Annotated in this window: 18 protein-coding genes; 17 read left to right on the plus strand and 1 reads right to left on the minus strand. The window is 44.5% G+C overall.

Translation table 11 applies throughout. From position 1 onward, the window contains the following. The first annotated feature begins 198 nt into the window (after window positions 1-198). The 8 genes from AC3CHU_RS06190 (at window position 199) to AC3CHU_RS06225 (ending at window position 9,151) form a co-directional block, all read left to right on the plus strand. Window positions 199-795 carry a GTP cyclohydrolase II gene (locus AC3CHU_RS06190; protein WP_004733379.1) on the plus strand — a complete coding sequence of 199 codons (597 nt, stop codon included), beginning with the start codon at window positions 199-201 and terminating at the stop codon, window positions 793-795. Window positions 796-971: 176 nt separating this feature from the next. Further along, window positions 972-2,231, plus strand: coding sequence for an imelysin family protein (locus tag AC3CHU_RS06195; RefSeq protein WP_488525245.1), 1,260 nt, complete (start codon window positions 972-974; stop codon window positions 2,229-2,231). 112 nt (window positions 2,232-2,343) lie between these two features. Next, the gene (locus tag AC3CHU_RS06200; RefSeq protein WP_488525246.1) at window positions 2,344-3,732 is read left to right on the plus strand and encodes a di-heme oxidoreductase family protein; all 1,389 of its coding nucleotides are present in this window, start codon (window positions 2,344-2,346) and stop codon (window positions 3,730-3,732) included. A gap of 158 nt (window positions 3,733-3,890) precedes the next feature. Then, window positions 3,891-4,952 (plus strand): imelysin family protein, encoded by a 1,062-nt coding sequence (locus AC3CHU_RS06205; protein WP_488525247.1) that lies wholly within the window; start codon window positions 3,891-3,893, stop codon window positions 4,950-4,952. Further along, window positions 4,942-6,030 carry a DUF1513 domain-containing protein gene (locus tag AC3CHU_RS06210; RefSeq protein ID WP_474356353.1) on the plus strand — a complete coding sequence of 363 codons (1,089 nt, stop codon included), beginning with the start codon at window positions 4,942-4,944 and terminating at the stop codon, window positions 6,028-6,030. Before AC3CHU_RS06205 ends, AC3CHU_RS06210 begins: the two co-directional genes overlap by 11 nt. Window positions 6,031-6,110: 80 nt before the next feature. After that, window positions 6,111-7,649, plus strand: a complete 1,539-nt coding sequence (locus tag AC3CHU_RS06215) for a L,D-transpeptidase family protein (RefSeq protein ID WP_474356354.1) — start codon at window positions 6,111-6,113, stop codon at window positions 7,647-7,649. A gap of 199 nt (window positions 7,650-7,848) precedes the next feature. Continuing rightward, window positions 7,849-8,397: a peptidoglycan L,D-endopeptidase MepK gene (gene mepK, locus AC3CHU_RS06220; RefSeq protein WP_065204824.1), complete on the plus strand. Its 549-nt coding sequence runs from the start codon at window positions 7,849-7,851 to the stop codon at window positions 8,395-8,397. Between the two features lie 100 nt (window positions 8,398-8,497). Then, window positions 8,498-9,151 (plus strand): MBL fold metallo-hydrolase, encoded by a 654-nt coding sequence (locus AC3CHU_RS06225; RefSeq protein WP_473575704.1) that lies wholly within the window; start codon window positions 8,498-8,500, stop codon window positions 9,149-9,151. A 172-nt stretch (window positions 9,152-9,323) separates the two neighbouring features. Here the strand turns inward: AC3CHU_RS06225 and AC3CHU_RS06230 are convergent, their stop codons facing one another. Further along, window positions 9,324-10,139 (minus strand): DUF2982 domain-containing protein, encoded by an 816-nt coding sequence (locus tag AC3CHU_RS06230; protein ID WP_488525248.1) that lies wholly within the window; start codon window positions 10,137-10,139, stop codon window positions 9,324-9,326. A 220-nt stretch (window positions 10,140-10,359) separates the two neighbouring features. Here AC3CHU_RS06230 and AC3CHU_RS06235 point away from each other — a divergent pair, with 220 nt between their 5' ends. From AC3CHU_RS06235 to AC3CHU_RS06275, 9 genes are all read left to right on the plus strand, one after another. Then, entirely contained in the window at window positions 10,360-10,752 is a 393-nt protein-coding gene (locus AC3CHU_RS06235) for a hypothetical protein (protein WP_004733388.1), read from the plus strand. Window positions 10,753-11,401: 649 nt separating this feature from the next. Continuing rightward, window positions 11,402-12,496 carry a TRAP transporter substrate-binding protein gene (locus tag AC3CHU_RS06240; protein ID WP_017060957.1) on the plus strand — a complete coding sequence of 365 codons (1,095 nt, stop codon included), beginning with the start codon at window positions 11,402-11,404 and terminating at the stop codon, window positions 12,494-12,496. A 212-nt stretch (window positions 12,497-12,708) separates the two neighbouring features. Beyond that, complete coding sequence (locus AC3CHU_RS06245) at window positions 12,709-13,281, plus strand: TRAP transporter small permease subunit (RefSeq protein ID WP_102442549.1); 573 nt, start codon at window positions 12,709-12,711, stop codon at window positions 13,279-13,281. Window positions 13,282-13,290: 9 nt separating this feature from the next. Beyond that, window positions 13,291-14,574: a TRAP transporter large permease gene (locus tag AC3CHU_RS06250; protein WP_054547368.1), complete on the plus strand. Its 1,284-nt coding sequence runs from the start codon at window positions 13,291-13,293 to the stop codon at window positions 14,572-14,574. A gap of 104 nt (window positions 14,575-14,678) precedes the next feature. Then, window positions 14,679-16,034 carry a cache domain-containing protein gene (locus AC3CHU_RS06255; protein ID WP_488525249.1) on the plus strand — a complete coding sequence of 452 codons (1,356 nt, stop codon included), beginning with the start codon at window positions 14,679-14,681 and terminating at the stop codon, window positions 16,032-16,034. Further along, window positions 16,027-16,665 (plus strand): response regulator transcription factor, encoded by a 639-nt coding sequence (locus tag AC3CHU_RS06260; RefSeq protein WP_171316073.1) that lies wholly within the window; start codon window positions 16,027-16,029, stop codon window positions 16,663-16,665. Before AC3CHU_RS06255 ends, AC3CHU_RS06260 begins: the two co-directional genes overlap by 8 nt. A 169-nt stretch (window positions 16,666-16,834) precedes the next feature. Continuing rightward, window positions 16,835-18,433 (plus strand): BCCT family transporter, encoded by a 1,599-nt coding sequence (locus AC3CHU_RS06265; protein ID WP_108156071.1) that lies wholly within the window; start codon window positions 16,835-16,837, stop codon window positions 18,431-18,433. 272 nt (window positions 18,434-18,705) lie between these two features. Further along, window positions 18,706-20,277, plus strand: coding sequence for a BCCT family transporter (locus tag AC3CHU_RS06270; RefSeq protein WP_017093820.1), 1,572 nt, complete (start codon window positions 18,706-18,708; stop codon window positions 20,275-20,277). A 298-nt stretch (window positions 20,278-20,575) separates the two neighbouring features. Next, window positions 20,576-22,459 (plus strand): methyl-accepting chemotaxis protein, encoded by a 1,884-nt coding sequence (locus AC3CHU_RS06275; protein WP_004733396.1) that lies wholly within the window; start codon window positions 20,576-20,578, stop codon window positions 22,457-22,459. Window positions 22,460-22,473: the final 14 nt, after the last annotated feature.

Raw genomic sequence — 22,473 nt, forward strand, 5'->3', positions numbered from 1 at the left:
CATGTTGGTCATTCCAATGTGGGGTTTTTTGTTACCTGAAAAATTATTGTTATAATATAACAATTAGTGCATGGTCGACCTTGAAAAAAATTGTTAACAGCCTCATAGTGTCTATCATTAGATAGTTAGCTACAAAATATTGCCTAGACATATAATGTAGTGTTGTTAAATACATCGAATTTTCAAGTGAGTATAGCTATGGCGGAAGTGCGTGCCAGAATAGATTTCAAAGTAGGGGTAACAAGCAGTATTGATGCTGAACTTCTGTCTTTTCATGGATTGAAAACAGATAAAGAGCATGTTGCTGTGATATTTAAATCAGCAGACAAGACACAAGACATACCTCTTGTTCGTATGCACTCTGAGTGCCTGACTGGTGATGTTTTCCATTCCTCTCGCTGTGACTGTGGCGAGCAGCTAGACGAAACCATTAGAATTATGGGTGAGACGGGTGGAGTGATTCTTTACTTACGCCAAGAAGGTCGTGGTATTGGTTTATACAATAAAATCGATGCATACCGCCTGCAAAGTGAAGGTATGAACACTTATGAAGCCAATAACCATCTAGGTTTCGGTGATGATTTGCGTGATTTTACTGAAGCGGCAGAAATGCTTCGTGCTTTAGGAACCACAAAAATTCGCCTAGTCACTAACAACCCCAAGAAAATTAATGAGCTGAAATCTTTTGGTATTGAGATTGAAGAAGTGGTGAACACCTCTGCTCATGTTAAGTCGGGTAATGAAAGCTACCTGAAGGCAAAAGTCTCACACGGTAAGCATAATCTGGATATCTGATTAGCCTCTTTGTTGCGCTTAACATAAAAATGTTTAAAGACCTCACAAATGTGAGGTTTTTTTGTATTTATCTTGCAATAAAATTGTAAGTTTGTATTATTCCAATCCGTAGTGCAAATGATAATGGTTTGCACTATTACTACGAATAATAATTTAAAGCTCAACAAGGACGCTTCATGACTATTAAATCTTTAGTGACAAAAGCCGTAACTTCGTCACTCCTTTTTGCCTCTGCTTCTTCTTTCGCAGCAGTAACTCAAGATCAAGTTGTAGAACATTACGCAGATATTGCTCATGCCGTGTTTGCAGATTCAGTAATTACAGCAAAAGCGTTGAACTCTTCTATTGATACCTTCTTAGCTTCTCCTTCTGCTGGCAACTTCGAACAAGTAAAACAAGCTTGGCTTGAGTCTCGCGTACCTTACCAACAGTCTGAAGTATTCCGCTTTGGTAACGTTGTTGTTGATGATTGGGAAGGCCAATTAAACGCATGGCCACTAGATGAAGGCCTTATCGATTACGTTTCTTCTGATTACCAATATGAGCTTGGTAACGAAGGCGCAAGCGCAAACATCGTTGCGAACAAAACGTTCCAAATTGGTCAGACAACGGTAGACGCAACCAACATTACTCCAGAACTAATTGCAGATCTCAACGAGATCGGTGGCTCTGAAGCAAACGTAGCATCTGGTTATCATGCGATTGAATTCCTACTTTGGGGCCAAGATTTAAACGGCACAAGCAGCGGTGCAGGTGAGCGTGCTTACACTGATTTCGTTGTTGGTGCTGAGTGTACTAACGGCAACTGTGACCGTCGTGGCGCATACCTAAAAGCATCAGCTGAACTACTTATCCAAGATCTAGAGTGGATGGAAAAACAGTGGGCTGAAGGCGAGAAAGGCAACTACCGCCAAGAGCTTCTTTCTGAATCTAGCGATAACGGCCTACGTAAAATGCTGTTCGGCATGGGTTCACTGTCTCTAGGTGAATTGGCGGGTGAGCGTATGAAAGTGGCTTTAGAAGCTAACTCTACTGAAGATGAGCACGACTGTTTCTCTGATAACACGCACAACTCTCACTACTACAACGAGCAAGGTATCTACAACGTATACACTGGCTTGTACAAGCGTGAAGATGGTTCTCTACTTTCAGGCCCTAGCCTGTTTGACCTAGTTGAGCAAAAAGACGAGCAAGCTGCGAAAGAGATTCAAAAGCAGTTTGACCTAGCACGTGCACAAGTTGGTCAGCTTGTTGTTTCTGCGGAGAAAAACAACCAGCACTTCGATCAGCTAATTGCTGCTGACAACGCTGCAGGTAATGCACTAGTAAACAAAACAATTGTTGCGCTAGTGTCTCAAACAGCTGCAATCGAGCGTGCTGCAGGTGTTATTGGCATTGATAGCCTAAACCCAGACACGGCTGATCACGAGTTCTAAGAACCCGAGTCCAAAACTATTGTAAGGGCTCTCATTGAGCCCTTAATTGTTTGCTACTCAAGAAAGTTACTCCCAAATAAAAACTAAAATCAAAAACACAGCAAGGCAATGTATGAAGTCGTATCTCTCAGCCTCACTATTAACCGCACTGTTTTTCTTATCTCCATTACACGCTCATGAAACCTACTCTGGTGGCAAAACTACCGTGAAGAAAGAGGGAGCGAATGCTTTTTCTCTTCCTGCCGCCAATTTACCAATGAGTAAACGTTTGGATTTCAGCGTAGGTAACAGCTTCTTTAGAAACCCTTGGGTTCCTGCACCATCATCAACCGATGCACGTGATGGATTGGGCCCATTGTTTAACACCAACGGTTGTCAAAACTGTCACATCAAAGATGGTCGTGGCCACGCGCCAGAAAAAGGTGATGAAAACGCGGTATCCATGTTGGTTCGCTTGAGTATTCCTGCTGAAACACCTGAGCAGAGACAAGCCTTTATACGCGATGGTGGCATTCCAGAACCGACTTACGGTGGACAGCTACAAGATTTCGCGCTTCAAGGTGTTAAACCAGAGGGTAAAGTGAACATCAGTTACACCGATGTTCCTGTTGAATTCAAAGACGGCACCGTCGTGACTCTGCGTAAACCAACGCTAAAGATTACTGATCTTGCTTTTGGCGAGATGCACCCTAAAACAGAGTTTTCTGCGCGCGTTGCACCGCCAATGATTGGCCTTGGTCTGCTGGAGAGCATTTCAAAAGAAACGATTCTTGGATTTGCTGAGCAGCAATTAGCGGACAAGCAAGGTGTTTCAGGTAAAGCTAACTATGTTCTCGATGTTCAAACCAACGAAATGGCTCTAGGCCGTTTTGGTTGGAAAGCTGGACAGCCAAACCTAATGCAGCAAAATGCGGCGGCGTTTAACGGTGATTTGGGCTTAACGAGTCGCTTATTCCCGAATGAAAACTGCACATCAGCGCAATCAACTTGTGATGATTTTCCAAATGGTGGCAAACCAGAAGTCAGCGACAACATTCTAGATTTTGTTGAGTTTTATTCGCAGCATCTAGCGGTACCTATTCGTCGTAATATCGACAATCCAGTCGTTGTTCAGGGTAAAAAGCTGTTTAAAGATGCTGGTTGTCAAAGTTGTCACCAAGCTGAATTCCGCACGGCAGAGCGTGAAGGTTTGCCTGCGTTGTCTAAGCAATTAATTAGCCCATATACCGATATGTTGCTGCACGATATGGGTGAAGGCTTAGCGGATAACCGTCCTGAGTATCTTGCGAATGGCCAAGAATGGCGCACAACACCTTTATGGGGATTAGGTTATACCAAAGAAGTGAATGGTCACACGTTCTTACTTCATGATGGCCGAGCAAGAAACGTTATGGAAGCTGTGCTTTGGCATGGCGGTGAAGCAGAAATGGCGAAACAAAACGTTTTAGCTCTTAGTAGCAGCGAGCGTGAAGCGCTATTGGCGTTCTTAAACTCGTTATAGGCTGAGTTGAATTCAGTTTAGTTAACGGCTAATGACTTAAGAAAGTCGCTATCAAACCACTTAGCACCGCTGAACTTGTAGGAATACGAGGTCAGCGGTCGTTTCATATTTATTGAACTCATATAATTAAAAGAAAAACTAGGAAGTAAGGTAACAGCATGACTCATAAATTTTTGTTAATGCCTTTGTCGGTATTAATCATGGCAGGCTGCCAATCATCGGGTGAGCAAGCCGCTTCATCTGAGGTTAACGGTGTGTCTTATCAAGCAGACACGACTGACCACATCAGCCGCAGTGTTTATCAACAAGAGTTTGATTCTGCAGTCCTATTCGCCAAGCAAGCCAACGAGCTAGAAGTCTTGATGCAGGGTTATTGCCAAACTAATGATGTTGAGTTGGATGCTTTAAAAAGTCAGTGGCAACTCACCATGAACAGCTGGATGGCACTACAAGGCCAAGAAAGAGGCCCGACAGCAGCGCTTGAAGAGAGCTGGAATGTTCAATTCTGGCCAGACAAAAAGAACACGACGGGTCTTAAGATGCGTCAATTAACTCAGCAGAACAAAGCTTGGACTCAAGACGAAATCGCGCAGCAGAGTGTGACCGTTCAAGGGCTAGGTGCGTTGGAATGGTCGCTTTATGACGAGCAATCGCCACTGCTTCAAGACAAAGCGCTAGGTTGCCAATCATCACAAGCGATTACTGAAAACTTAGCGATTAAGTCATCTTCGATTGCGCAGGCATGGCAGGTTAACCCTTGGTTAGCGCTAGACGATACTCGCTGGGAGTCTGAATACATCGCTCTATTGACCAACCAACTTGATTACAGCATGAAAAAGCTGAGTCGCCCGATGGCGAAAATCGGTCATCCGCGTCCTTACTTCTCAGAATCATGGCGTGCACAAACCTCGATGACTCAACAAAAAGCCAATGTAGCAGCACTGCAGAATTTGTACCTTGCCGATGGCAATGGCCTAGACGGCTTGTTGAGAGAGAAGGGCTTAAACGACCTTGCTGACCGTGTTGCTGACCAGTTCACATTGACGCTAGATACTTGGCCTACAGACTCAAGCTTGTTTGAGTTATTGCAGAGTAAAGAGGGCTATCGAGATGTGCTGACTCAATACAACAAACTAGAACGTTTGAAGTACCTCATTCATGAAGAAGTGGCGATAGAGCTTGGCGTGGTAATAGGATTTAATGCTACCGATGGTGACTGATACTACGCGAAGAACGCTACTCAAGGCTGCACTGGGTTGTGCAGCTGTTCCATTGCTTCCGTTTGGCTGCGCTAGTCGCTCTGGTGCTGTGAGCTCATCTAGTGAGCCTCAATTAATCGGTTGTGCGCTGAACGGGCGAGGCCAATATTCAGCGGTTGTGGCTGACGAATATGGAATTCCATTGAGTCAACTGCCGATCCCAGATCGTGGTCATGGCGTCGCGATTTGCCCAACCTCATCACATGCGGTGGTTTTTGCTCGTCGTCCTGGTGACTATTTTATGGTGTTTGACTATAAAAACGGTCAGCAGATAAAAATGGTCGTGAAAGGTAACAACCGTCACTTTTATGGTCATGGCGTTTACTCATTAAATGGCAAGTTACTGTATGCCACTGAAGGGAAAACGGACAGCAGCCAAGGTGTGATTGGCGTTTACGATGTCGAGCGAGGCTATCGTAAGGTCGAAGAGTTCAGCGGTTTTGGTATTGGGCCTCATGAAGTGATCATCATGCCGGATGGTAATCTCGCGATCGGCGTGGGTGGCGTTCATACTGATGGTAGAACCCCAAAAAACTTGGATTCGATGCAGCCGAGCTTGAGTTATGTTTCTCCTGAAGGTGTGTTACTTGATCAGGTTGAATTGTTGGATAAGAAGCTGAGCATTCGACACTTAGCCCATGATGGTGCTGAAACCGTGCTTTGTGGCCAGCAATATCGTGGTGAACCAGATGAGTATCCTTCGCTATTAGCTATGCATACTAAAGGTGGGCAGTTTGAATCACTGAACGCAGAGCCAGAGCAATGGGCAAGGTTCAATCACTATATCGCCAGTATTGCGGCGTCAGACAATTGGATTATTGCGACTTCGCCAAGAGGCAACTGCTACGGAATTTGGTCTAAAGAAACCAAAGAGTTAGTAGAACTGTCTGCATTATCTGATGCTTCTGGCGCTGTGCTGCTTGATGGTGAGTTTCGACTAAGCTCTGGGGCGGGAAGTGTGGTAAGCCAGAGCAAGCCTTATGAGAAATCAACTCAGCAATCATCGGTCCAGTGGGATAACCATTGGAGTTCAATCTGATTTATAAAGCCTCTTAAAAATAACATGCTTACTTCTATTTCTTTGCCATACTTATGAGATGGTTGGTGATGGAGTTAAGCATGTTCGCAAAATACTTCTGTGGATTATTAGTTCTAGTTTCTGTGCACGCATGGAGCTATACGAGTTCTGACGAGAGCCGATTTATTCCGGCTGATTCAGAGCTCTCTTTTATGTTGATTTATCCAGAGCTTACCCAGAGTATTTATCAAGACTCCTCTCTGCCTATTCTATGGGACTCCCCTGAACTTGTTAAAGCGTTTGAATTCCAATTGTCGCTTCTCGAACAAGCGCAAATGGCACCGCTCTTCGAACGACAACTCAAGCAAATCCGTCAGTATCAATCCCGCGGTCAATGGCAAGAGTTGGACGTTCTTTTAACCGATACCTTTATCTATTACTTAAGTTACGTTGAAAATGCGCCACTAATGGGAAAGGAATGGTATTTTTCCGGAAAGCTACATTCCAAATTACCGGCGCCTTCTCCTCATATTCTGATGAGATTAAAAAGCAGTGTTTCCGATGATTATTTATTGGAGATGGTGCTGTCCTACGCTCCGCCTGTAGGGGATTTTGACCAATTCAAAGCAACCTATTCGGTGTTAGAAACCGCCTCTGAACTCAATATTGAACGATATAGACAGAAAGGTTTGAAGCGCTTGGGTGACGAGCTTTCAGACAAAACGGTTCTTGTTGAGCGCATTGCTTTGGTTGGTGTTGATACCTCGATGATCGCGGTCGATTTTCCCGAGTTCGATCGAGATCTGCAAACAGCGATTAAATCTTTTCAGCGCATGCACGGCCTTACAGACGATGGGATCGTCGGGCCAGATACGATCAAATGGATCAACATGAGCTTTGATGATCGACTGACTTCATTGGCTTTGAATGCGGAACGCGTGCGTTTGTGGCCAAGAGACAGAGACTCTCTCATCGTCGTCAATGTCCCTAGTTTTGATATGAAGTATTGGGAAGATGGCGAAGAGGTCTTTGAGTCCAAAGTCGTCGTGGGCAGAAAGTCGCGAAAAACACCGCTTTTAGAGATAAACCTAGATTCGGTCATCCTAAATCCGACTTGGAATGTGCCATGGAAAATCATGGTCAAAGACATTTTGCCTAAGGTGAAAGCGGACGAAAGCTATCTAGATACACACAACTTCCAAGTGATTGATGGTTGGCGCACTATGGAGACGGTCGACACCACAGATATCGATTGGCAGACCATCAATTTCAATTCTTTCCCATATCGAATGCGCCAGCAGGCAGGCTCGCGCAATGCATTAGGTTTGTATAAGTTCAACACACCTAACAAGCGAGCGATCTATCTGCACGATACGCCAAGTAAAGGTCTGTTTAATGACGACTTCCGTGCTTATAGCTCCGGCTGCATACGTGTTGAACATGCAGAGGAGCTGGCTGAGTTGTTGTTTGCTACCAAGGTAAGGAAAGTACCGAACCAGAATGATGATCTTGCTCCGAATACTAAGGTGCGACTCAAGAAGCGAATCCCCGTACATATCATTTATCAAACCGTATTGTTTGAAGAAGAGGGCATTCAGTATCGTGGTGACATCTATCAATATGATAAAGAGGGTGGTTAATTATCAGTGAAGTCAATAAGGGTGATCTTGACCAAAAAATGACAACCAAGCTTCTATTGATAAAATTATAATGTGGATCAATAACTAACCGTGAAAAGGTTACAAATACTAACCTTTTGGGCGGTTTTTGTACGTTGACGCAGCAATTACCATTATGTATCGTGCATTTTTCGTTCGATCTAATTGGTTTTTTTGCTGTATGTCTCAAAGTTTATTTTCACGCCGTCAGTTTCTGACTTACGCTGGTGGTACCGCTGTTGTCGCCTCAATTACTCCTTCTATCGCTTTTGCTTCATACCCTGATCAACCAAGAACGATTAGTATGAACAATCTTCACACTGGTGAACGATTAGAGACCTGTTATTTCGATGGCACTAACTATGTTGGTGATGAGATGGCACGCCTCAGCAAACTATGTCGTGATTTCCGCCGTAATGAAATTCACCCAATGGACAAGAACCTGTTTGATCAGATCACTCAGATTCAAAATGTCTTAGGTATTCATAAAGAAGTTCAGATCATCTCTGGCTACCGCTCTCCAGCGACCAATGAGGCATTGCGCTCTAAGTCGAGTGGCGTAGCTAAGAAGAGCTACCACATGTTGGGTAAAGCGATTGATTTCCGTATTGATGGCGTCAACCTAAAAGAATTAAGAGACGTAGCCAAAAGCCTGAATGCGGGTGGTGTAGGTTATTATGCACGTAGCAACTTTATCCATATCGATACTGGCCCAGTTCGTAGCTGGTAGCGCTAAGCTTAGATTGCGAGCGAAACGGTAGGGACTTGTCAAAGTAGACATCCAATGTCATAGTTTGCCCAAATTTCAGTTTGCCCTTTAAGGTTTGTATATGTCTCTCAAGTATCAAGTTGTCCCTGTTACCTCTTTCTCTCAAAACTGCTCAATTGTGTGGTGTGATGAGACAATGGAAGGCATCGTTGTCGATCCGGGCGGTGACGTTCAACAGCTGGCTGTGATCATTGAAGAGCTAGGTGTTAAAGTGGTGAACTTGGTACTGACGCACGGTCACTTAGACCATGTGGGTGGCACTGTACCGCTTGCTGAGATCTTGAACGTGAACATTGTTGGCCCACATAAGGCAGACAACTTTTGGCTTCAAGGTTTAGAGAATCAAAGCCAGATGTTTGGTTTCCCACTGTGCAAAGCTTTTGAACCAAACACATGGTTAGAAGAGGGCGACAAAGTTACTTTTGGTAACCAAGTGATTGATGTGATTCATACTCCGGGTCATACGCCAGGTCACGTTGTACTGTTCAGTGAGCAAGCGCGCATGGCGTTTGTTGGTGATGTTTTATTTAACGGTGCTATTGGTCGTACGGATTTCCCACAAGGCGACTTCAACACGCTGATTGCTTCAATCAAGACTAAGCTTTGGCCACTAGGCAGCGACGTAACATTCGTTCCGGGTCATGGCCCTGAATCGACATTTGGTCGTGAACGTGCATCAAACCCGTTTGTCGCGGATGAAATGCCTCTTTACTAATTAAGGGTTTGATTATCAGACCGATTATTCGTGTTGCGATTGATTGAAAATGAAGCTTAGCTTTTCCTATGAAAGCTAAGCTTTTTTAATTTTACGCGTATGCGAGCGTGTTTGTTTTAATCTCAACGTTTAGTTTCTTTTGCTCACAAGTTTCAATTTCCAACGTGTTCACTTAATCAGAAAGACGTTCGGCTGCTGCTAAGTAGCGTCGAGCAAGTCCAATAAACTCCTCTCCACTCATATTCAAATCTTGAGTTGATATGAAAATATCGTAACCGTGGAAACCCCTCTGATATTTCATCCTGTTCGCAAGCATCGCCTGTAACCCGGAATAGTCTTTAATCACTGCGTTTTGCGCATTCGATTTATGGGATTTCGATTCATGGGATGAACCTAGGCTAGTCTGTGTTTGGCTATCGTTGAAGATAATCTCGTCAGTATTTTGTGACTCTTTATATCTGTTCAGTTCCACACAACCGCTCTCAGTGCAGCGAGCATGGTAATGCGATGAGTCGAGAACCATATCTTCAAAGTTTGACTCTTTACCCGCTTGCTTGGCGCCCAGATACAAAAGTGCTCGCTGGCTCAGCAATAACTCGCAGGTGATTTTAGGGCAAATTGAATCGAGGTAGGGCGAGTAATCTTTAACCTTGATACCAACCCAAGGAAGAGGTTGATGCCACCCATCTTGTTCGTAAGTACACAGGCCAATCTTTTCAATATTGCTCCACTTTAAAATCCACCCACCTTTATAAAAATGCTGCTGAAAATGAGTGGGGGTGAGAGTGAACATCACTCTGCTGCGCAACATTAAATAATAGCCAGTCCCGAGTAGGGCAATAATGCAAAATGCACCCACGATCAGTAACTTTGGATTGTCACTGTACAGAGCAACGATCAAGCAAACGAAGCCTAAAACAACGGCCAGAATACGGTACGAACGTGTGAACGAAGGCAAAGAGAAATTTGTAAGGTGACGAGTGTCCATAGGCAACACCAAGTTTTCATATTTTTGTCTGGATGGATAACCAGTGTATATGACCCTGAATTGATAAGTCGATGATTAAATAATAGACGCTAGTAGACAATATCGGTATTTTTCGTCGACTTTCGGCGCTTCACTCTACAAATAGCTCCTGTTTTTTGGTATAAATCGCGCTTCAAATTTTCACCACTGCGAAAAGAGCAGTGAACTGGAGAAATATTCAATGAGACTTGCTCATAAGCGTAAGGTGCAGGCTAAACTGCAGAAACGCACTAAAGCGGCTGTAGTTAAAGCAGTGGCAACGCCGAAAAAAGCGAAGCCTGTCGCAGAGAAAGTTGTAGCAGAAAAAACTGTAGCAGCAAAACCAGCGGTAGAGAAAGCAGTAGCAGCAACTAAAGAAGTTGCAGTAGCACTGACTCCTAAGCAACAACAAGTTCTAGACATCGTTGTTAGCAATGCTGAAGGCATTAACCCTAAAGGTATCGGCCTAGCAGCTGGTCAAGAAGACGCGAAAGCAGCTTCATGGGCAACAGGCGCATTGAAAAAACTTCTTGAAGAAAACCTAGTAGCGAAAGAGCAACTTGCAGGTAACAAGGTTATCTACAAAGCTATCTAATCCTGTGGGATTACATTCGCTTCGTTAAGTTTTTAAGCCTCGATTTTCGAGGCTTTTTTGTATCTAACGGATCATGTTAATCCCAAACCCAAACCCAAACCCAAACCCAAACCCAAACCCAAACCCAAACCCAAACCCAAACCCAAACCCCCTAAACACATACTCATATTCAAACCTAGCATTCGAACCTAGCCCCAGAAGCCTCATTTCCAATCGGCTGACCCCTTCCGTTATTCCTCTGTCTTTCGCGTGTCCGATGTTTCGAATCAGTAAGCACCAAAGTAGGGCGTCGGATTCTCTGAAATCCTTGATTCTCATGGATTGAATGCATTCAGATGCGTATTTGATATGTGGTGTGAATAGAGCCTCATCACGAAATGGCAATCAATTGTTAACGATATTTAATTATTAATACTTAGGTACTTATCAATAAGCATTTTCCTGATGAATAGAGTAAGTCCTTTAAAACCGACATAACTCAATTATCTCCTACGTAGTTCTACGTAATCCTTTGGTCTAATACGCAGTTTGTGTGGGTCTGTCGTGCGTGCTCTCCCTGATATCTAGTTGCCTCATCAAGGTGCACTCTTATGTTGAACCATAAAAAATACTCACAGAAAGAGTGTTAATCCAACAAAAGGACGTGAACATGAGTCTCATTTCTAACTCCCTCACACGAGTTTTTAAAAACGTTGCGGTTACTGCAGCGGCTTGTTTAGCTTTGGTCGCAACTGGCGCCACAGCTGCTGATAAGGTTTATCGCTTGAAGCTCGCTGAAACATGGGGACCAAACTTCCCTGTTTTCGGTGATGCAACCAAAAACATGGCTGCGATGGCTGAGAAAATGTCGAATGGTCGACTGCAAATCAGAATCGATTCAGCAAACAAACACAAAGCACCGCTTGGCGTTTTTGACATGGTTAAGTCTGGTCAATACGACATGGGTCACTCAGGCTCTTACTACTGGAAAGGTAAAGTTCCAAACACTCTTTACTTCACTTCTATGCCTTTCGGTATGACGCCAGCAGAACAATACGCGTGGTTCTATCACGGTGGCGGTATGGAGTTGATGGAGCAGGTTTACTCTCCACACAACCTAATGTCGTTCCCAGGTGGTAACACGGATATCCAGATGGGCGGTTGGTTTCAAAAAGAGATCAACAGCGTTGAAGATCTACAAGGTCTGAAAATGCGAATCCCAGGCTTTGCTGGTGAGATCCTTGCGGAGCTAGGTGCTAAGCCGACTAACATTGCCCCTGGTGAGCTTTACACGTCTTTAGAGCGTCGCACAATCGATGCGCTAGAGTGGGTGGGTCCATCACTTGATTTGCGTATGGGTTTCCACAAAATCGCGCCGTACTACTACACAGGTTGGCATGAGCCGGGTTCAGAGCTTCAATTCCTAGTGAATAAGCGTACATGGAACAAGCTTCCTGAAGACCTACAAGAAATCTTGCGTGTTGCAATGCGTACAGCGGCTTACGACATGTACACACAAGCAACGCACGAAAGTGGCAAGAACTGGGTTTCAATGAAAACAGAATACCCAGACGTACAAGTTAAAGATTTCCCGCCAGAAGTAATGTCGGCACTGAAAGAAGCGAATGATCGCCTACTTGCTGCACATGCTGAGAAAGATGAGCTGGCGAAAGAGATCCAAGCTTCACAAGCAAGCTACCTAGAGCAAGTGCGCTCATGGACGGATATTTCACACAGAGCTTATTTAAATAGCCAAGCGAAATAATCGACAGTTGTTGAACTGAAGCTAAATGAACCCAAAGCTGTTCTTGTTAGGTAACTAAGAGTGACTAAGCGGCGGGTTCATTTTAAACATAATAATTAATCAGGATAAATCCTGTAACAAGATCCCAAGAACCCTTTCTACGTCGTGCATCTTGTTAGCGCTGCTTGTTTTAGTTGCCCTAACTTCTAATACGCGATGTCTTTTCAAATTCCATGGAGTCGGGAATGCGAAGTCTAATTTATATTGAACGCCTATTTAATCGTATCGGTGATGCACTGGGATGGCTTTCCAGTATGTTGTTTATCCTTCTTGTTGCGAACGTTGTGTATGACGTTGTGATGCGATACGCCTTTAACGATGTGTCTATCGCCTTCCAAGAAATGGAATGGCATCTATTCTCAGCTGTTTTCCTATTAGGTGTTCCTTATGCCATCAAAGCGGGTGGCCACGTGCGAGTGGATGTTTTTTACGAACAACTCAGCTTCAAGGCACAAGCGATTATTGACCTAATAGGTACCGTTGTCTTCCTGCTTCCTTTCTGTTTGCTGGTGGCTTGGTTTGGTATCGATGTGGCCAAAGAGAGTTATAACCTGGGTGAAACGTCGGGCGATCCCGGTGGTTTGCCGTATCGTTGGATCATTAAAGCGATGATCCCACTGTCGTTTTTCTTGATGGCAGTCAGTGGTGTTGGTTTGATTCTGCATTCGCTGAACAAGATTTTTAATCCGCACCTTATCCATGCAACTAACACGCATGTAAACAATACTCATACAAAGAATAAGTAGAGGCTGAACATGATTGGAATAGTAATGTTTTTCGTAGCCTTGTTTGCTCTTTTGCTTGGCTTCCCTGTCGCGTTCACCTTTGGTGGTATCGCGTTAATCTTTGGCGTTTGGGCTGAAGGCATCGAAATGTTCGCCTTCATGCCATATCGAATTCAATCGATCATGGAAAATACGGTGCTGATGGCCGTTCCATTGTTCGTTTTCATGGGGCTTGTTTTACAAAAGACCAAGCTTGCTGAGCAATTACTTGAGTCAATGGGGCGACTGTTTGGTGGAGTTCGTGGTGGTATTGCTATCTCGACTGTGCTGGTGGGCTCGCTACTTGCCGCATCAACCGGTGTAGTTGGTGCTTCTGTGGTGGCAATGGGGCTTATCTCTCTGCCTGTTATGCTCAAGTACAACTACGATAAAGGCTTAGCCTGTGGCACCATCTGTGCGTCTGGTACCTTAGGGCAAATCATTCCGCCATCCATCGTCTTGATTTTATTGGGTGATGTATTGGGTGTGCCAGTCGGCGACTTGTTCCAAGCGGCAATTTGGCCGGGTGTAATGTTGGTGGGCGCGTATATCGTTTATATCTTGATATACGCAAAACTTAACCCAGAAGCGGCTCAACCAATTGAACGTGATGACTCAATTAGTCGTAAACAAGAAGTCATCAATGCACTGAAAGCTATCGTACCGCCACTCGCGCTGATCATTGTAGTATTGGGCTCTATCTTCGCGGGTGTTGCCACGCCGACAGAGTCAGCTGCATTAGGTGGTGCGGGTGCTATGGTACTTGCTTTGTTGTACGGTCAATTCAGTTGGTCGATGGTGTATGAAGCGTCCAAAGAGACGGTGAAAGTCACGGCAATGGTCTTTGCTATCTTGCTTGGTGCGACGGCATTCTCGATGGCGTTTACTTATACTGGCGGTGATTATCTGGTTGAAGAGTGGATGCTGCAGTTGCCGGGTGAAAAATGGGGCTTCTTGATCATTACCATGTTGGTTATTTTGATTCTGGGTTTCTTCATCGACTTCGTAGAAATCTGTTTCATCATCGTACCGATCATTGCGCCTGTTGCTGAACTGATGGGTATCAACATGACTTGGTTCGCTATCCTTATCGCGATGAACCTACAAACCTCCTTCTTAACGCCGCCATTTGGTTTTAGTTTGTTCTATTTGAAAGGGGTTGCACCGAAAGGCGTCACCACAAAAGACATCTACCGAGGCGTGATGCCGTTCATTCTGATTCAAATCCTCGTACTTGGATCACTTCTCGCTTTCCCTTCTTTCTATGGAATGTGAGTGAAGCCAAGAATGTGAATGATATGTTTCAACGGCTATCTATAAATTGCTAAAGTAAAACGGCTTATTGATGTTCAGTAAGCCGTTTTTTGTGAGGGAAAGGAATGCCTCTAAAAGCTAAGCTGATTTTGCTGACGTTACTCCCGTTGCTGCTGGTCACGGCGAGCATAAGTTGGATCTCGTTACACCAAACCAAAACGTTGGGTGCGAAAGAGGTTGAGATCTTCAGGGACAGCCTAATCAAGTCGCGTGAAAACGCCCTCAAAGACACTGTCGACCTCGCATTCGACGCCATTGAACACATCTATAACGATCCAAATATCCAAGAAGCCCAAGCCAAAAAAGAAGTTCGAACCATATTGTCTAAACTTAGATATGGCTCTGATGGTTATTTTTTCGCATACGACCGTTACGGAACCAATTTAGTTCATCCGATCCAGCCAGAATTGATTGGACAAAATCTACTTCAACTTCAAGATGAAGATGGCGACTTTCTAATCGAAGCTCTGCTAAGAGAGGCGCAAACCGGAGGAGGATTTCACCAATACCTGTGGCAAAAGCCCTCAACCGGAGAAGTGGTCTCTAAGCTGAGTTACGCCGCTTGGTTAGAGCGTTGGGATTGGATGATTGGCACGGGTTTATATATTGAAGACGTGCATCAAGAAGTGGCTTCGATGCAGGCTGCGATCAACAAGAATATTGAAACCACGTTCTTCTCCATTGTGGTGATTCTTAGCGTGACGGTGGCGGTTATTATCGTGCTGACGTTGGCCATTAACATGCATGAACATCGGATTGCAGATAATAACCTGAAGGAACTGGCGCATAAGACGGTGATGTTTCAAGAGGACGAGAAGAAGCATTTAGCGCGTGAGTTACATGACGGTATTAATCAATTATTAGTATCAAGTCGTTGCCACTTAGAACTACTTGGTAATAAGTTACAAAATGAAGACCTCAAAGCACATTTGAATAAGTCGCAGCATTCATTGATGCGAGCGATCGAAGAGGTGAGGCACATCTCGCATCAACTTCGCCCAAGTTCTTTGGATGATATCGGCTTAGAAGCGGCTCTGTCTTCGTTGTTATTAGATTTTCAGGCGCACTCGGGCATTGAGGTTGAAACCTTGTTTAGTACTCAGCCCGGAAAATTGAAATCAGAGGCCGCGACGACCTTATATCGAGTGGTGCAAGAGTCTCTAAATAACATAGAGAAACACGCACAAGCGACCAAAGTAACGGTTATCGCACAGCAAATTGGCAACGTGTTACAGCTTCTAATCCAAGATAACGGTGTTGGTTTCAATACCTATAAAGCGATGGAAAAACGAGGGATCGGTCTGCGTAACATGAGAGAGCGAGTGGAATTCATCGGTGGTGATTTTGAATTGATGAGTGAGATTGGCCTCGGAACGGAAATTACAGTGTTACTGACACTAGAGGGATTAATGAATGAGTGAAGTTATTCGAGTTGTGATCGCTGACGATCACCAAGTGGTATTGGATGGCTTTATGGCGAGATTGGAACTCGAGCCAGATATTTGTGTGATAGGTACCGCCAGTAATGGTTTAGAAGCGGTAGAGGTTGTTAAGTCTTTACGTCCCGATGTGGTGTTGATGGATATCAGCATGCCTATCATGAATGGCATTGATGCGACCCATCTGATTAAAGAAGAAGACCCAGAAGCGAAGGTGTTGATGCTGACTATGCATAACAACCGTGAATACATCATGAAGGTGATGCAATCGGGCGCAGTCGGCTATATGTTGAAAGAGATTTCCGCGGAAAAAATGGTGCAGGCGATCAAAACGGTCAATCAAGGCTCGACCTATTTCTGTGAAAAAGTAACACAGAATTTGTTTACTCAGCCGATTACTCCCACACAATCTGTAAAGAATCCATTGAGCAGGCGTGAAGAAGCTGTGTTGAAATTGGTGGCGAAAGGGGAGAGCAGCAAAGAGGTCGCAAAGGCGCTGAATATCAGTTACCGAACCGTCGAAACTCATAGACAAAACATTAAGCATAAGCTGGATATTCACTCTACGGCAGAGCTAGCTAAATATGCTGTTAATTCTGGGCTTGTAGAGTGATCTTACGCTAAATTACATTAAATGTGTAATTTAATTACTAAAGTTGTAATTTATGCCTGATTTTTGGCGGTTTTTTTAGTATTTTTGCGACAGGTTGATATCCTTCTTTTCGAAATTTAAGCGCCGAATGCAATGTTGCAAACTGTGCGCTACAAATTAGAGAGGAAACATGGAGCCTGTAAAAGATAGGTATAGTATTGAAAATACCGATTATACAGTAGGACAAGATAACGTTCAGAAATGGGGTTTTGATGTTCATAACCCAGTATTTGGAATCAGTGCAGGAGCGATCATTGTCTTCTTGGTTGCACTTCTAGTCGCAGATCCAGAAACCGCAAAAGCGGCACTGGATGGAATCAAATGGAAAGTCATCGGTAACTTCGATGGTTTCTTCATGTGGGCAGCTAACATCTTTGTTATTTTCTGTTTTGCCCTCATTGTCTCCCCGTATGGCAAGATACGTATAGGTGGCAATGATGCCAAAGCAGAGCACTCCAACCTATCTTGGATGTCGATGTTATTCGCCGCGGGAATGGGTATTGGTTTGATGTTCTGGGGTGTTGCAGAGCCAGTAGCTTACTTCACGGGTTGGTATGAAACGCCACTTGGTGTTGAAGCTTATTCTCCTGAAGCAGCTAAGTTGGCGCTTGGCGCAACTATTTATAACTGGGGTTTACACGGTTGGTCTATTTACGCCGTTGTTGCTCTAGCCCTCGCTTTTTTCACTTTCAATAAAGGCTTACCGCTTTCTATTCGATCAATCTTTTACCCGCTACTCGGTGACAGAACTTGGGGTTGGTTTGGACATATCGTTGATATCGTCGCGGTACTGGCTACGCTATTTGGCCTTGCAACATCGCTTGGCCTAGGCGCACAGCAAGCAACCAGTGGTATTAACCATGTGTTTGGTACCGATGGTGGTATTGGCATGCAGCTGATTGTTATTGCAGTGGTCACTTTCTTAGCAACAATGTCAGTGGTTCGCGGTATTAACGGTGGCGTGAAGGTTTTAAGTAACATCAACATGTTGGTTGCTTTGGGCTTGCTTATCTTCGTAACGATCGCTGGTGGTATGGCGGGTATTAAAGCAATCCCAACCGCGCTAATGGGCTACATTGAAAACTTTATTCCTCTAAGTAATCCTCATGGTCGTGATGATGAAACTTGGATGCAGGGTTGGACGGTATTCTACTGGGCTTGGTGGATGTCTTGGTCACCATTCGTAGGCATGTTCATCGCGCGTATCTCTAAAGGTCGTACTATTCGTGAATTCATCGTCGCTGTATTGTTCATCCCAACGACAGTAATCATCATCTGGATGGCTATTTTCGGTGGTATCGCGATTGATCAAGTGGCGAACAAGGTGGGTGAGATAGGCGTGAATGGTTTGCAAGATATTACGCTTTCTCTATTCCACACTTATGATGCGCTGCCAATGAGTTCTGTGCTTTCTGTAGTATCGATTGGTTTGATTATGGTGTTCTTCATCACCTCGTCAGATTCAGGCTCATTAGTTATCGACAGCATTACTTCTGGCGGTAAAGTTGACGCCCCTGTTCCTCAACGTGTATTTTGGGCGTTGATGGGCGGTGCGATTGCAGCGGTTCTATTGTGGGTTGGCGGTACGGAATCCATTCAAGCACTGCAAGCTGGAACGGTATCAATGGCGCTACCATTTGCGTTCATATTATTGCTTATGTGCCTAAGCTTATTGCTAGGTTTGCGTACCGAAAATCAATTGGTTAAGCAGCAAAATGCTTTGAGTTAAAAGTATTATTCAAATAACGGCCGACTTCTTCGGCCTTTTTTTCGTCAGTAATTTGAGTAATTACGTGAATATTGGATGAAAACCCATCGAACCGATTCTGGTTTACTGAAAACAATAAGTTAACCTGCTAAACTTCAGACATCCAAGTATTTGAATTATTGTGACAACAGCTTGTATTACTTGGATCGTGTGTTCGAGTTTGTGATTCAGTCACAAGTAAGTAAGGGATAGTAAGGTCAACAGACCCTATCAATATTCCGTAGAGAGGGATAATGACTAAAGGTATAGATAAATACAGTATCGACAGTACGGATTACACTGTCGGTCAAGATAACGTCCAAAAATGGGGTTTTGATGTTCATAACCCAGTATTTGGTATCAGTGCAGGACTTATTGCTTTGTTCCTGATCGGCATTCTGATTACAGATACCGCTTCAGCAAAGGCAGCACTAGATGGCGTTAAAGGCCAGATCATCAATTCGTTTGATTGGCTTTTCATCTGGTCGGGTAATGTTTTCGTTGTTTTCTGCTTAGGCTTAATTGTTTCTCCGTATGGTAAAATCCGCCTTGGTGGTGTTGATGCGACGGCAGATTACTCATTCATGTCTTGGCTATCGATGTTGTTTGCCGCAGGTATGGGTATAGGCCTAATGTTCTGGAGTGTGGCGGAACCCGCTGCTTACTTCACGGGTTGGTTTGAAACCCCGTTAGGTGTTGAACCAAACACACCAGAAGCTGCTAAGTTGGCGCTAGGTGCAACCATGTATCACTGGGGTCTACACCCTTGGGCGATTTATGGCGTAGTAGCACTGTCACTTGCGTTTTTCTCTTACAACAAGGGATTGCCTCTTTCTATTCGTTCTATTTTCTACCCAATCTTGGGTGATAGAGCGTGGGGTTGGGCTGGTCACATTGTTGATATTCTGGCGGTTCTTGCAACGCTGTTTGGTTTGGCGACGTCGCTGGGCTTAGGTGCGCAACAAGCAGCAAGTGGTATCCAACATGTCTTCGGAATCGAGGCTGGCTTGGGGTTACAAGTTGTTGTTATTACCGTAGTAACGTTATTAGCGGTCGTGTCAGTGCTTCGCGGTATTGATGGCGGCGTTAAAGTTATCAGTAACATCAACATGTTGGTTGCTTTCCTACTGCTTATCTTAGTGGCTCTAATCGGCTATGCGGTGAGTTTAGGTTCTATCCCAACAACCTTTATGGCATACGTTGAAAACATCATTCCTTTGAGTAACCCTCATGGTCGTGAAGATGAAGCGTGGATGCACGGCTGGACTGTATTCTACTGGGCTTGGTGGATTTCATGGTCACCATTCGTAGGTATGTTTATCGCGCGTGTTTCTAAAGGTCGTACGGTTCGTGAGTTCATCACAGCGGTTCTGATTGTTCCAACGACTGTTACTATCATTTGGATGTCAGTATTTGGTGGCATGGCGATTGACCAAATCGTGAATAACGTTGGTATCCTTGGTCAAGATGGTTTGACTGATGTATCACTAGCGATGTTCCAAATGTTTGATGCTCTACCGTTCGGTACGCTGCTATCAATCATTGCGGTTATCTTAGTTCTAGTATTCTTCATTACATCGTCTGACTCAGGCTCTCTAGTAATCGACAGCATCACCGCAGGTGGTAAAGTTGATACGCCTGTACCTCAACGTGTGTTCTGGGCGTTCCTAGAAGGTGCGATTGCTGTCGCTCTATTGTGGGTTGGCGGTACTGAAGCAGTACAAGCTCTGCAAGCGGGTGCAATATCGACGGCATTGCCATTCACCATCATCCTATTACTGATGTGTGTTAGCTTGCTAATGGGTATGCGCACCGAGAAGCGATAGACTGATCGTTAATCGACTTTCCATTTGGTTGAAGTCGAATATAAAATAAAAAGAAAGGCAGAAGAGGAAACTCTCCTGCCTTTTTTGTATCTATTTTACAGTCTAGAGAACAGTATATTTCGATGGGATTACCTTCAAAATAACGTCTTAAATTTGGCGATTAGCCAAGTAATTGACATTCGATAAGCCAATGGTTTGCTTAAAATTATATTACGTTATTAAATTATAAAATCGCTCGAATTTAATACTGATATTGGGTAGTATGCGCGAGATTTCCCACTACTCGTGAAACTTTGACATGAAACTAACACTTAAGCAGAAGTTAATAGGTGCTAGCCTATCTGCTGTTGTCGTTATGGCAACGGCGTTAACTTGGTTATCAGCAAACCAATTATTTGAACAGACTCGTAACGGCGTATACCTGCGAGCTGAAAGCGTATCAGAAGCAGCATCTGAAGGTATTAAAAACTGGATTGATATCCGCACCGATATCGCATCAGCATTTAATGACTTTTCACGAGAGGATGATGTTGTTCCTTTCCTTAAGCAAGCTCGTGTAGCGGGTGGCTTTGACGATATCTTTTTAGGTACTCCAGAAGGCGGAATGTACCGTTCACATCCTGAACGTAATCGCGCCGGTTACGATCCTCGTCAACGTCCTTGGTACCAAGAAGCAAACGCAGCGGGTAAGCAAATCATCACAACGGCTTACCAAGATGCGATCACCAAAGCATTGCTAGTAACGATTGCAGAACCTGTGCGTCATAACGGCAAACTTGTTGGTGTAGTGGGTGCAGACGTACTTATCGACCAATTGGTTAACGATGTAATCAGCCTTGATGTTGGTGACAACGCTTACGCAATGCTAATTGATGCCTCTGACGGCACATTCCTAGCACACCCAGATTCTGCACTGAGCCTGAAGCCGGTAAGCCAGCTTTCAAACGACATCTCTATGCCAATTATCGAGAACGCAGTGCGTACGGGTAGCATCGAGATCATCAAAGAGCGCGGCGCAGAGAAGCTGCTTTACTTCACGAAGGTGCCTAACACTAACTGGATCTTCGCGGTTCAGATGGACAAAGCAACAGAAGAAGCGAACCACTCAACACTACTTACTCAGTTGATCACAACGGCGGTCATTATTACGTTAATCGTAATCGTATTAGTGTCTTGGTTAGTGAGCTTCCTATTCCGTGATTTGAACCGTGTTTCAGCGGCACTTGAAGAAATTGCTTCAGGTGAGGGCGACCTTACTCAACGTCTTGAGCCTAAGAGCGATGACGAGATTGGTAAGCTTGCTGAAAACTTCAACCGTTTTGTAGGCAACATGCACACCATGGTGATCAAGCTAAGCGAAGTATCTGCTGCGCTAGGTAACCAAGCACGTCAGACGGCTTCTCAAGCTGAAGAACGTAGTGCTCGTATCCAAATGCAACAAGACGAGATCAACATGGTAGCAACAGCCGTTAACGAAATGGCTGCAGCAACACAAGAGATCGCGGGTAACGCTGACCACACTGCACAGAACTCATCTGAAGCGGTTGGCGCGTGTGAGCACGGTACTGGTCAAGTGACACAGACTCAAAGCTCTATCCAAAACCTTGCTCAAGAAGTTCAAATCGCAACTAACGTGATCCTAGAACTTGAAGAGCACGGCAACAGCATCAACGCTATCTTGTCTAACATTCAAGGTATTGCAGAACAAACGAACTTACTTGCACTTAACGCCGCTATTGAAGCAGCACGTGCCGGTGAACAAGGTCGTGGTTTCGCAGTAGTAGCGGATGAAGTTCGAGTTCTGAGCCAACGTACACACGGTTCAACGCAAGAGATTCAGCAAACTATTGAGTTGCTACAAGGTACAACAGGCAAAGCGGTTAGCATCATGAACGATAGCCGTAGTCTTGCTGAAACCAGTGTTGATGACGCGAACTCAGCAGCTGCAAGCTTAACGCAAATCCACGCTGCTGTTGAACGCATTAGCGACATGGCAACACAGATAGCTTCTGCTGCAGAAGAGCAAGCGTCAGTAACGTCTGAGATTACTCGTAACACTGAGGGAATCCGTGACGTATCTAACGAGCTAGCAGACGAAGCACACCAAGCTGCAGAGCAAGCTGCTCAGCTGTCTGAACTGTCTCACGAGCTAGAAAGCGAAATCAGCCGCTTCAAGCTTTAAGTGATTAATCTGTA

The organism is Vibrio sp. QJM3NY_39, assembly GCF_057785895.1.